The organism is Streptomyces sp. NPDC048255 (genome assembly GCF_040652415.1).
Taxonomy (GTDB): Bacteria; Actinomycetota; Actinomycetes; order Streptomycetales; family Streptomycetaceae; genus Streptomyces.
The window spans coordinates 49,815-61,717 of record NZ_JBEZMA010000044.1 but is presented as its reverse complement, the minus strand read 5'-3'; the positions used below and the strand labels follow the sequence as shown (position 1 = coordinate 61,717).

At 74.9% G+C, this 11,903-nt stretch carries 10 protein-coding genes and 1 tRNA gene; 6 read left to right on the top strand and 5 right to left on the bottom strand.

Going from position 1 to position 11,903, the window contains the following annotated elements; translation table 11 throughout:
• The first annotated feature begins 796 nt into the window (after positions 1 to 796).
• The 4 genes from AB0D94_RS27830 (at position 797) to AB0D94_RS27815 (ending at position 5,625) form a co-directional block, all read left to right on the top strand.
• Positions 797 to 1,966 carry a sensor histidine kinase gene (locus tag AB0D94_RS27830; protein WP_362056796.1) on the top strand — a complete coding sequence of 390 codons (1,170 nt, stop codon included), beginning with the start codon at positions 797 to 799 and terminating at the stop codon, positions 1,964 to 1,966.
• Positions 1,963 to 2,583 (top strand): response regulator transcription factor, encoded by a 621-nt coding sequence (locus tag AB0D94_RS27825; protein ID WP_362056786.1) that lies wholly within the window; start codon positions 1,963 to 1,965, stop codon positions 2,581 to 2,583. Before AB0D94_RS27830 ends, AB0D94_RS27825 begins: the two co-directional genes overlap by 4 nt.
• Positions 2,584 to 2,897: 314 nt before the next feature.
• Positions 2,898 to 4,319: a hypothetical protein gene (locus AB0D94_RS27820; RefSeq protein ID WP_362056783.1), complete on the top strand. Its 1,422-nt coding sequence runs from the start codon at positions 2,898 to 2,900 to the stop codon at positions 4,317 to 4,319.
• A gap of 802 nt (positions 4,320 to 5,121) precedes the next feature.
• Positions 5,122 to 5,625, top strand: a complete 504-nt coding sequence (locus tag AB0D94_RS27815) for a hypothetical protein (RefSeq protein WP_266935234.1) — start codon at positions 5,122 to 5,124, stop codon at positions 5,623 to 5,625.
• 314 nt (positions 5,626 to 5,939) lie between these two features.
• Here the strand turns inward: AB0D94_RS27815 and AB0D94_RS27810 are convergent, their stop codons facing one another.
• Positions 5,940 to 6,623 (bottom strand): pentapeptide repeat-containing protein, encoded by a 684-nt coding sequence (locus AB0D94_RS27810; RefSeq protein WP_362056779.1) that lies wholly within the window; start codon positions 6,621 to 6,623, stop codon positions 5,940 to 5,942.
• Between the two features lie 150 nt (positions 6,624 to 6,773).
• Between AB0D94_RS27810 and AB0D94_RS27805 the strand changes: the two genes are divergently transcribed.
• Complete coding sequence (locus AB0D94_RS27805) at positions 6,774 to 7,784, top strand: zinc-binding dehydrogenase (RefSeq protein WP_362056793.1); 1,011 nt, start codon at positions 6,774 to 6,776, stop codon at positions 7,782 to 7,784.
• Positions 7,785 to 7,793: 9 nt separating this feature from the next.
• On the opposite strand, the gene AB0D94_RS27800 is transcribed toward AB0D94_RS27805, so the two are convergent.
• The 3 genes from AB0D94_RS27800 to AB0D94_RS27790 all read right to left on the bottom strand — a co-directional run bounded on the left by AB0D94_RS27800 (position 7,794) and on the right by AB0D94_RS27790 (position 10,049).
• A complete protein-coding gene (locus AB0D94_RS27800) occupies positions 7,794 to 8,273 on the bottom strand; it encodes a GNAT family N-acetyltransferase (protein ID WP_362056776.1) in 480 nt (159 codons plus the stop codon).
• A gap of 112 nt (positions 8,274 to 8,385) precedes the next feature.
• Entirely contained in the window at positions 8,386 to 9,279 is an 894-nt protein-coding gene (locus tag AB0D94_RS27795) for an aminoglycoside phosphotransferase family protein (protein ID WP_362056773.1), read from the bottom strand.
• A 32-nt stretch (positions 9,280 to 9,311) separates the two neighbouring features.
• Positions 9,312 to 10,049, bottom strand: a complete 738-nt coding sequence (locus AB0D94_RS27790; RefSeq protein WP_362056770.1) for a thioredoxin domain-containing protein — start codon at positions 10,047 to 10,049, stop codon at positions 9,312 to 9,314.
• Positions 10,050 to 10,204: 155 nt separating this feature from the next.
• Here AB0D94_RS27790 and AB0D94_RS27785 point away from each other — a divergent pair, with 155 nt between their 5' ends.
• Positions 10,205 to 11,587, top strand: coding sequence for an FAD-dependent oxidoreductase (locus AB0D94_RS27785; RefSeq protein WP_362056767.1), 1,383 nt, complete (start codon positions 10,205 to 10,207; stop codon positions 11,585 to 11,587).
• A gap of 85 nt (positions 11,588 to 11,672) precedes the next feature.
• Here AB0D94_RS27785 and AB0D94_RS27780 read toward each other — a convergent pair.
• Positions 11,673 to 11,750: transfer RNA gene (locus tag AB0D94_RS27780), tRNA-Thr, on the bottom strand.
• Positions 11,751 to 11,903 lie beyond the last annotated feature (153 nt).

Here is an 11,903-nt window from a genome sequence, read left to right as displayed (position 1 = left end):
CGGCGGTGTGCGGTTCGGCTTTGCCGGGGCCTGGTCGGTGGGGTCGGTCCGCGGTGCCCCTCCGGGCTGTCTCCTCGGCTCGCGCACTGAGCCCCCGCTACGCAATTGGGACCCAGGTTGCGCGCTCGTCCTGCGGGGACGCCCCTGCACGGCACCACTCCCCTCCACCACGAATCCCAACGGGCGCAAGGGCCGGCTTCCGAAGCCCGGGCGTGGGACGGGGACGCGCAGGAGAGTCCCCGCAGGACGAGCGCGCAACCCAGGCCGGACATTCGCAGCCGGGGTTAAGTGCGCGAGCCGAGGAGACGCTCCGGAGCGGCCCCGGCCCACACCCCGCAAGCACGGCGCAGCCGAGACCGCACCCGCCGAGCCCCCCGCAGGGGAAGCGGCGGCCCCGGCCCACACCCGACGCCAAACCCAGCCCCGCCGGCGATTGAGGCGCGAGGCCTGGGGCAGAGCCCCAGCAACGGCGCCGCACCCGGCCAAGCCCGGCGGGGGCCAACTACAGCCCCGCCGGCGATTGAGGCGCGGGGCCTGGGGCAGCGCCCCAGCAACGGCGCCGCACCCGGCCAAGCCCGGCGGGGGCCGATTACAACCCCGCCGGCGATTGAGGCGCGGGGTCCGGGGCGGAGCCCCAGGGCCCGGGCGGAGCCAGGCCCCACCCGCCGAGCCCCCCGCAGGGGACACGGCAGGATGGGAGTGTCCGCCCCCACCCCAGGAGCCCCCCGTGAGCCCCGCCCCACCCCCACGGCAGCGCGCATCCGCCGATCCCGACACCCGGACCCTGGCCGCCGTCATGCACGCCGCGTTCTTCCTGCTGCTCGGCGCCTCGGTGGCCCGCTTCCTCCTGCGGCACCCCGGCGAACCCCGCACCCCCTGGGTCCTCGCCCTCAGCATCACCCTCGCCCTGCTGTACGTCCTCGGCCCGGCCGTCGGCGCCTCCCGCCAACCCAGCGCAGCCCCCCACCCCGGCCGAGCACCGGCGCAGCCAACCCGCCGCCTCCTCTGGCTCGGCCTCGTCGTAGCCACCTGGGTGGTCCTCGTCGTGCTCGCGCCGAGCTTCGCCTGGTGCGCCGTACCGCTCTTCTTCACCGCCCTGCGCACGCTCCCGCCCCGCGCCGCCATCGTCCTCGTCGCCCTGCTCACCGTCTTCGTCGTGATCGCCCAGCTCCAGCTCGCCACCGCCTTCGACCCCAACCTGCTGCTGGCCCCGCCCGCCGTCGCCGCCCTCGCCACCGCCGTCTTCGTCCACATGGAACGCCAGGCACAGGCCCAGCGCACACTGATCGACGACCTGATCCGCACCCGCAGGGAACTCGCCGCCACCGAACGCCGCGAAGGCACCCTCGCCGAACGCCAGCGGCTGTCCATGGAGATCCACGACACCCTCGCGCAGAACCTGTCCAGCCAGCAGATGCTGCTCCAGGCCGCGGACCGGACCTGGGACACCGACCCCGGCACCGCCCGCGCGCACGTCCGTACCGCCACCGGCATCTCCGCCCGCGGCCTCGCCGAGGCACGCCGGCTCGTACACGACCTGGCCCCGGCCGAACTCGCCGACGGCGCCGGCCTCCCCGAGGCCCTGCGCGCCCTGGACGCGGGCCCGGACATCGAGGTCCGCTTCCACCTCGAAGGCACCCCGGCCCCGCTCCCCGACCGCGTCCAGTCGGCCCTGCTGCGCATCGCCCAGGGCGCGCTGGCGAACGTACGCGAGCACTCCGGAGCCCGTACGACCGCGCTGACCCTGAGTTTCCTGGGCGACCAGGTCGTCCTGGACATCGCCGACGACGGCCACGGCTTCGCCAAGCCCCGCACCACCGCCGCCTCCACCGCCGCGGAACGCGGCCACGGCCTCCCCGCGATGCGCGCCCGCGTCCGCCAGCTGGGCGGCACCCTGACCATCGAATCCACGCCGGGCGAGGGCACCGTCCTCTCCGCGGCCATCCCCCTGGAGCCGGCCCCATGACGACGATCCTCCTCTGCGACGACCACGTGGTCGTACGGGCCGGCCTGCTGGCCCTCCTCGGCAGCGAGCCCGACATCGAGGTGCTCGGCGAGGCGGGCAGCGGCGAGGAGGCCGTCGCCCTGGCCGCCAAACTCCGGCCCGACGTGGTCCTGATGGACCTCCAGCTGGGCGAGGGCATCGACGGAGTCGAGGCCACCCGCCGCATCACGGCCCTCCCGGACCCGCCGCACGTCCTGGTCCTCACCACGTACGACACGGACGCGGACATCACCCGGGCCATCGGCGCGGGCGCCACGGGCTACCTCCTCAAGGCCGAGCGCCCCGAGGAGCTGTTCGCCGCCATCCACTCGGCGGCCCAGGGCCGCACCACCCTCTCCCCACCGGTGGCCAGCCGCGTGATGGCCCACATGCGCGGTACCCGCCCCACCCTCACCGACCGCGAACTGGACATCCTCGGCCAGCTGGCCCGCGGCCTCGGCAACCGCGACATCGCCCGCGCGCTGTTCATCAGCGAGGCCACGGTCAAGACCCACCTGGGCCGCATCTACGACAAGCTCGGCGTCGACACCCGCGCGGGCGCCGTCTCGGTGGCCAAGGAACAGCGCCTCCTGCCCTGACATGGATGAGTGAGCCCGAAGTGGCGCGCGCGGGGAGGGGCCCGGCGCGCGCGTCCGCCACGGGGCCCGCCGCCTCCGCCGGAGTACCCCGTTGGCGGTCAGCCTGCTGGCCGAGGAGAAGCTGACACGCCGTCACCCGGCGTCCTACGCTTCACTGCGCGGTTCCCCACGCCGCGCACCGCCACGGCACGCCGGGGCGGCGCACCGCTGTCGCGACCCCAAGAGCCGCCCGGCAGCGCACCAGACCCGCCGGCGAGGCCTCCTTCCGAGCCCGGGCCTGCCCCCCGACGTCCGGCCGGAAGGTCTGTCCCCCCATGCCCCCACGCCCCCCGTACGCACCCCAGCCCCGCACACCACGCCGCGCCCCCCACCGCACACCGCGCCCCCACCGCCTCCGCTGGGCGTACCGGCTGGCCGTCGCCTGCCTCCTCAGCCTGGTCAGCCTGCCCGTGACCGCCACCGCCCCGGCCCGTGCCGCGGTCGGGGACATCACCGAATTCCCGCTCCCCACCATCGGCAGCAGCCCCGGCGACATCACCACCGGCCCCGACGGCAACCTGTGGTTCACCGAGGCCGGCATCGCCAAGATCGGCCGGATGACCCCCGCCGGGGAGCTCCTCGCCGAGTACGACCTGCGCCCCGGTCAGCCCATCGGCCCGATCGGCATCACGGCCGGCCCCGACGGCAACCTGTGGTTCACCGCCGCCGGCCTCATCGGGAAGATCACCACCGCGGGCGCCGTCACCACGTACCCCGTGCCCGCGTCGAACGGCAGCCCGTTCGCCATCACCACCGGACCCGACGGGAACCTCTGGTTCACCACGGACCCCGGCGACCGGATCGTGAAGATCACCACCTCGGGCGACATCACGGCCTCCTACCCGCTCCCCACCGCCGGCAGCGCCCCGGAGAGCATCACCACGGGCCCCGACGGGAACCTCTGGTTCACCGAGATCCTCGGCAACCGGATCGGAAGGATCACCACCGGCGGGACCATCACCGAGTTCCCGCTCCCGCAGGCGGACAGCGGCCCGGACGTCATCACCGCCGGCCCCGACGGCAACCTGTGGTTCACCGAGCTCTTCGGCAACCGCATCGGGAAGATCAGCACCTCCGGCGCCGTCATGGAGTACGACGTCCCCGACGCCGGCCCGGACGGAATCGCCGCGGGGCCCGACGGGAACCTGTGGTTCACCGCGCAGCTCACCAACCAGATCGGGCGGATCACCACAGCCGGGACCGTCTCGCAGTTCCCGGTGCCCACCCCGGACAGCGCCCCGACCCGCATCACCGCCGGCCCGGACGGCAACATGTGGTTCACCGAGGTCTTCGGCGACCGCGTCGGGCGGGTGAAGGTCGAAGCCGGCCGGCCCAGGGCCGACCTGGCCGTCACGCTGGACGCACCGGCCACCGTGCCCGGCGGCACCGAGTACGCCTACACCGTCACGGTCACCAACAACGGCCCCTTCAGCGCCTCCGACGCGGCCGTCACCCTGACCCTCCCCCGCGGCGTGCCCGTCACGAGCACCTCCCCGGGCACCGCCCAGCGGACTCCCACCCCGCTGACCTGGCGCATCCAGGCCCTCGGCGCCGGCCAGCAGCGGGTCTTCCACGTCACCGTACGAACCACCCGCCGGGGCACCGTCACCGCAACAGCCCGCGTCACCTCCCCCACCCCCGACCCCCGCAGGTCGAACAACACCGACAGGACGACCACCCGCATCACCGCCCGCTGACCTCCCCGGACACCGCCCCCCGCCCGGATCGAGCCCCACCTGGGGCCTGACCCGGGAGGGCCTGACCTGGGGGCTCGCCCCGAGGGCGAGGCTCGACCCGCGCCGGGGCCTGACCCGGGCGAGGCGCGGTCCCGGGGGCGGTTCGACGCGGGGGCTGGCATCGACCGGGGGAACGGGCTTGCCCGGGGGCCCGACCCGGCGCGGACCTCGGCCCGGACGAGGCCTGACCCGGGCGAGGGCCTGATCTGAGGGGCTCAACCCCGGGCAGGGCTCGACCCGAGGGCGAGGCTCGACGCGGAACGGGTCCCTCGACCCCGCGGGGCCTGACCCGGGCGGGGCACGGTCCCGGGGGCGCGCTCGACGCGGGGGCCGGGCTCGACCGGAGGACCAGGCTTGACCCGGGGACCAGGCTGACCCGGGGACCAGCCTTGACCTGGAACGGGTCATCGCCCCGGAGCGGGGCCACGCCATCAACCCGGCCAGGAACCGACCCCCGGGCGGGCCACCGCCCGGGACCACCGCCCAGGACCGGGCACGCCACCGACCCCGAGCAGGGCCCCGGGGGCACGCCACCACCCCGGGCCGGGCGCCCACGAGCGAACCCCCGCCCGGAAGCGGGCCTGCCGTGTCCCCGGGCCCGGACGCCCCCGCCGGGGCGGTGGCCCGGGCCACCGGAGCGGGCCACCGTCAGGGACCGCCCGGGCGGCGATCCGGTCCTCCCGCGCCCGCGGCCAGGCGGTCCCGCCGCCAGGCGAGCCGGCGGCTGTGTCAGCCCCCGCCCGGCCGTGACACCATCGGGTACGTGCTCGACATCGGCTATTCCCTCTCCCGGCGCTTCCCCGACCCCCCGCAGACCGACTACCGCTCGGCGGACGTCCACACCCTGCGGCACGACCTGTTCTGCGGGGACGTGTACCTCGCCGACACCAACGCGGACCGGGAAGTGTCCACAGCCTGGGGATGGGTGCCCGTACTGGACTTCGCCTGGGCCCTGTGCGACATCGTCGAGCAGCTCGACCAGGACCCCCGCGGCAGCCGCTCCTCCAACCGCCAGTACGCGGAACTCGACTTCACCGAGTCCACGGACCGCATGCTCTTCGAGCGCCGCTTCGGCTGGGTCGACGTGGAGGCCGACTGGATGCCGGCCGAGGAGGACCCGCTGACCTTCAGCCACCGCCTGCTGCGCCGCGAGGCCCGCGACTTCCTGCACGACCTGATCGCGGACCTGATCGACATGCACGACGGCCTGGCCGACAACCCCGCCATCTGGATGCTCCAGTCCCGCTTCCCCCGCGTCCCCGCGTAACCCCTGCTCCCTCAGCCCCGCCGGGCAGATCCAGCCCCGCCGGCGTTCAAGGCCCGGAGCCCGGCAGCGGCAGCACGCGGAGTCCGGGGCGGAGCCCAGCGGCGGCGGCCCGGAGCCCGGGGCGGAGCCCCAGCAGCGGCAACGCGCGGGGTCCGGAGCGGAGCCCAGCAGCGGCGGCCCGGAGCCCGGGGCGGAGCCCCAGCAGCGGCAACGCGCGGGGTCCGGAGCGGAGCCCAGCGGCGGCGGCGCGCCGAGCCCCGGCAACAGCGGCACCCGGAGCCCCGGCAGCGGCGCCTCGCCGGACCCCCCGCCCGCTACGGAACCACCCGCACGCCCAGCTGCGCCGCCAACGCCGGAGCCAGGTCGAACAGCTGCGCCGGGCTGATCACCGCTCCGGCCAGCGCGTCCACCCCGCGGGCGATCCCCAGCTCGGCGGCCGCCCGTAGGTCCACGTCGGACATCCGCACCCCGCTGAAGTCCGCCCCGCGCAGCGCGCAGTCCCGGAACTCCACCCGTTCCAGCACCGCACCCCCGAAGTCCGGCTCCACCAGCACGCACCCCTCGAAGACCACGTCCCGCAGCCGTGCCTTCCGCAGGTTCAGGTAGTCGATCTTCCCGCCGCGGACCACCACCCGCTCCAGCACCGCCCCGTGCAGCTGTACGCCGCCCAGCCGGGCGTCCACCAGCTCCACGTCCCGCAGCGAGGCCCCGGACAGGTCCGTCCCCACCCCGCGGACCCCCTCCAGCACGGAGTCCATGAACCGCGCCTTCGCCAGCCCCGTCTCGTCCAGCGCGCACCGCCGCACCGCGCAGTCCATGAAGCGGGCCCCGACCCCCTCCTGACCCGCCCAGTCCTGGTCCGCGAACTCCAGCCCGTCGTAGTCCCCGTCCGGCTCCAGCTCGCCGCCCGCCCACGCCGCCAGCTCCGGAAGCCGTACCTCCGGCCGCCGCGCCGCCTTCACCGTGTCCCGCTGCTGCCCTTTTCGCACGCTCGCCATCGCCCCATCGTGACCCACCCCACCGACAATGCGGGCCCTTGACCTCAAGCGCACTTGAGGCCGGAGGCTGACCTCATGGAACCCACGGACGCCACCACAAGCCCCACCACCCACACCGCACCCATCACCAACGCCACCACCGACGCCACCATGAACGCCATCCGCCTCCACGCCTTCGGCCCCGCCGAGAACCTCACCTACGAGCCCGCCCCCACCCCCGCCCCGGCCCCCGGCCAGGTCCGCATCGCCGTGGCCGCCGCCGGCGTGCACCTGCTCGACACCAGCCTCCGCGAGGGCGTCCAGGGCGGCCCCTCCCACGCCCTCCCCGAGCTCCCGACCATCCCCGGCCGGGAGGTCGCCGGCACCGTCGACGCCCTCGGCCCCGGCACCGACCCCGCCTGGCTGGGCCGCCAGGTCGTCGTCCACCTCGGCTTCGTCCCCGGGGGCTACGCCGAGTACGCCGTCGCCGACGCCGACCGCCTGCACGCCCTGCCGCCGGGCCTCGACCCCGCCCAGGCCGTAGCCATGATCGGCACCGGCCGCACCACCCTGGGGATCCTCCAGTTCACCGAGCTCGGCCCGGGCTCCGTCGCCCTCGTCCCCGCCGCCGCGGGCGGCATCGGCACCCTGCTCGTCCAGTACGCCAAGAACGCCGGCGCCACCGTCGTCGCCCTCGCCGGCGGCCCCGCCAAAACCGCCCTCGCGGCCGCGAACGGCGCCGACCTCGCCCTCGACTACACCGCGCCCGGCTGGCCCGAAGCGGTGCGCGCCCGCTACCCCGACGGCGCCACCGTCCTCTTCGACTCCGTCGGCGGCGCCACCGCCCGCGCCTGCCTCGACCTGCTCGCCCCCGGAGCCCTGCACCTGGTCTTCGGCTGGTCCGGCGGTCCCCTGACCCTCACCGACACCGAACGCGCCGCGCTCACCGCCCGCGGGATCACCACACAGCACGTCCTCGGCCCCGCCATGCTCCAGCGCGTCGGCACCCCCGACCCCCTGCGCACCCTGGAGACCCGCGCCCTCGCCGAAGCCGCCACGGGCCGCCTCCGCCCGGCCCTGACCCGCTACCCCCTGGCCGAGGCCGCCACCGCCCACCGAGCCCTGGAAACCCGCGCCACCACGGGCAAGGTCATCCTGGAACCCGTCCCCCGCCCCTCCTGACCCCCGCGCTCACCGCGCCCCGGCCGCGAGCCCGCGCAGCGCGTCGTCCGTCAGCCGGTTCACCGTCCACTCGTCCATCGACACCGCCCCGACCGACTGGTAGAAGTCGACGGCGGGGGTGTTCCAGTCGAGGACCGACCACTCCAGCCGCTCGTACCCGCGCTCCACACAGGTCCGCGCCAGCTCCGCCAGCAGGGCCTTGCCGTACCCGCCGCCGCGCGCGCCCGGGCGTACGTACAGGTCCTCCAGGTAGATGCCGTGCACCCCGCGCCACGTCGAGAAGTTCAGGAACCAGAGGGCGAAGCCGACGACCTCCCCGTCCTCCGTCTCCGCGATGTGCGAGAACGCCGCCGGCCGCTCCCCGAACAGCGCCTCGCGCAGCTGGTCCTCGGTGACACGGACCTCGTGCAACGACTTCTCGTAGTCCGCGAGTTCGCGGATCATGGCGTGCAGGGCGGGGACGTCGGTGACGCGAGCGCTACGGATCATCCGTGCAGCCTAAGTCGTCCCGCCCACGCCCCGCCCGACCCCTTCCATCCCCCGGCGCCCGGCCCCGCCCGGCCCCGCCCGGCCCCGCCCGGCCCCGCTCACCCCTCACCACTCACCGCCGCCCGAGCAGCAGCTCCGCCACCACCAGCTGTTCCTCCTGCATCTCGTCCTCCCCGTCCTCCACATCCCACAGGCAGTTCTGCAGCACCCGCGCCAGCGTCCACGCCCGCGCCCGCTCGCGGTCCAGCCCCAGCACCTCCGTCAGCAGGTCGAACCGCCACCGCACCTCGTCCGCACGGAAGTTGTTGTTGATCGCCGGCAGCAGGTCGAAGCCCGGATCGCCCGCCAGCGGCTTCGGGTCGATCGCCAGCCACGCCTCCCGCTCGCCGGCGAGCACGTTGTCGTAGTGCAGGTCCCAGTGCAGCAGCCGGTCCCCCGGCTCCGCCGCGACCTCCGCCACCGCCGCCGCGCAGTCCCGCAGCAGCGCCCGCGCCCGTGCGTCGGGCAGCCGCCCCAGCGCGTCCGGTACCCCGTCCAGCATCCCCGCGGTGACCTCCCCCAGCCCCCGCAGCCCGGCCGGCGCCCGTACCGCCGTCAGCCGCGCCAGCAGCTCCGCGACCACCCGCACCGCGCGCCGCGAGTCCCGCTCCGCCAGCCACGACAGGTGCCGGCCCTCGTCGAGCCGCTCCAACAGCAGCGTGCCCGTCCCCTCGTCGTGCTCCAGCAGCCGTACGGAGCCCTGCCCGGCCCAGGCCCGCAGCGCGACCGGTTCCCCCGCGCTCTCCTCGTCCAGCAGCTGCAACTTCAGCGCGGCCGCGCTCCCGTCAGCCCGCTCCACCGGCAGCACCAGAGCCGTCACCCCGTGCATCCCGGGCCCGGTGCGCCGCAGCTCCCACCGTTCCAGGAACTCCGCAGCCCGCCCCGGCAGCGCCGCGATGAACTCCCGCCCCGCGTCGCCGTTGTACCTGATCTGCGCCTGGACCAACCCGTCCGGAATGTCGACCATGCCCCGAGCCTAGGCCGATCCACGGCACCCGCTCAGCCGATCCCCACACCCTTCAGCGCCCCCGCGAAGGCCGCCGCGTCGAACATCGACCGGTCCTTGGCCCCCACCGGCTGCCCGTCCACCAGCACCACAGGAGTCCCCTGCGCCCCCGTCGCCTCAAAGGCCCGCTCCGCCTCGCCGACCCACCCCTCGTACGTCATCTCCGCGACGGCCCCGTCGAACCGCGCCCCGCGCAGCCCCGGCACCCGGTCCGCAATCTCCAGCAGCAGCTCGTCCGTGAACTTCCCCTTCGGCTGACTGGCGAAGACCGCCGCCTGGTACTCGGCGAACTTCCCCTCGTCCACCGACGCCCGCAGCGCGTTCACCGCCTTGACCGAACCGCTCACCCCGTCCCGGTCCAGGAAGGACGCCAGCAGGTACTCGACCTTCACGCTGCCCTCCGCCGCCAGCTTGAGCAGCGTCTCGCCCCCGGCCTCCTCGAACCGCGCGCAGTAGCCGCACCGCGGGTCCACCAGCACCTGCGCGGTGCGCGGCGCCTCCGGACGGCCCACGACGACCTTCGCGCCCTCCACCCTCGCGGGCAGCTGCGCCAGTACGTCCGCGATCGGGCTGGTCCGCACCACCGCAGCGGAGGCGGCCGCCCCCGGACCGTCCCCGGAGCCGGAACCGGGCCCGCCCCCGCAGCCGGCGACGGCCCCGCCCAGCAACGCCGCCGCCGCGACCGCCACGACGACGCGCCGCGCGCGCCCTGCCCCACGTACGCCCACCATGAAACGAACCTCTCACCCTAAAACCAGACAAAACCCCCATCACCCTACGGCCCCCAGCACCCCTCCCACATCAGCCATCCGGCCACCCCTCCCGCCCCGACGCACGACAACCCGTCCCTGGACACCCCTCTCGCGCGCCGTGTACCAACTCCCCCATGACGATCAACGGCGGCATCTCCTTCTGGCACGCGACGGACCGCACCGCCCCCACCGCCCCACCCCGCGCCCCCCTCACCAGCGACGCCACGGCCGACGTCGTCATCGTCGGCGGCGGCTACACCGGCCTGTGGACGGCGTACTACCTCAAGTCGTCCGCCCCCGACCTGCGCGTCACCGTCCTGGAGCAGAAGTTCTGCGGCTACGGGGCCTCCGGCCGCAACGGCGGCTGGCTCTACAACGGCATCGCCGGCCGCGACCGCTACGCCGCCCTCCACGGCCAAGAGGCCGCCCGGCGCCTCCAGCTGGCCATGAACGACACCGTCACCGAGGTCATCGACGTCGCCGCCAAGGAGGGCATCGACGCCGACATCCACCGGGGCGGCGTCCTCGAAATCGCCCGCAACCCCGCCCAGCTCACCCGCCTCAAGGCCTTCCACCGCGCCGAAGTCGCCTTCGGCGAGACCGACCGCGAGCTGTACGACGCCGCCACCGCCGCCGACCGGATCGGCGTCGCCGACGCGGTCGGCGCGAGCTGGAGCCCGCACGGCGCCCGCATCCACCCCTTGAAGCTCCTCAAGGGCCTGGCCGCCGCAGCCGAACGCCTCGGCGTCGTCATCCACGAGTCCACGCCCGTCACCGAGATCGCCCCGCGCAAAGCCGTCACCCCCTACGGCACCGTCCGCGCCCCCTACGTCCTGCGCTGCACCGAGGGCTTCACCGCCTCCCTCAAGGGCCAGAAGCGCTCCTGGCTCCCGATGAACTCCTCGATGATCGCGACGGCCCCGCTCCCGCCGGAGACCTGGGACCGGCTCGGCTGGTCGGGCCGGGAGGTCCTCGGGGACATGGCGCACGCCTACATGTACGCCCAGCGCACCGCCGACGACCGCATCGCGATCGGCGGCCGCGGGGTCCCGTACCGCTTCGGCTCCCGCACCGACAACGACGGGCGCACCCAGCCCGCCACGATCGAGGCCCTGACCGACCTGCTGACCTCGTTCTTCCCGATCCTCGCCGGTACGGAGATCACCCACGCCTGGTCGGGCGTCCTCGGCGTCCCCCGCGACTGGTGCGCGACGGTCACCCTCGACCGTGCCACGGGCCTGGGCTGGGCGGGCGGCTACGTCGGCTCGGGCGTCGCCACCGCCAACCTCGCCGCCCGCACCCTGCGCGACCTGGTCCAGGGCGAGTCCACCGACCTGACCACCCTCCCCTGGGTGAACCACCGCGTCCGCCGCTGGGAGCCGGAGCCCTTCCGCTGGCTCGGCGTCCAGGCCCTCTACACCGCCTACCGCGCCGCGGACCGCCACGAAACGGCCACCCACACCCCGACGACAACCCCCCTGGCCCGCCTGGCCGACCGCATCTCGGGCCGCCACTGACGAAACGACGGAAGGCCCCGGGTGATCACCCGAGGCCTTCCGCTTCCGTACATATTCCCTCGATCAACAAGCCTCTGACCTGGGATGGAGCCCCCTGTCGGATTCGAACCGACGACCTACGCATTACAAGTGCGTTGCTCTGGCCGGACTGAGCTAAGGGGGCGCGACAACGCCCGCACATCCACTGCGAGCAAAGCCGCCATCACTCTACACAGCGCCCGATTACCCGAGCCATCACGTTAAGACCACCGGTGCCCTGCCCACGCGAAGTCACCCCGGGGCACCCGCCGCGGGCCCGGACGGCCAAACCGTTGCC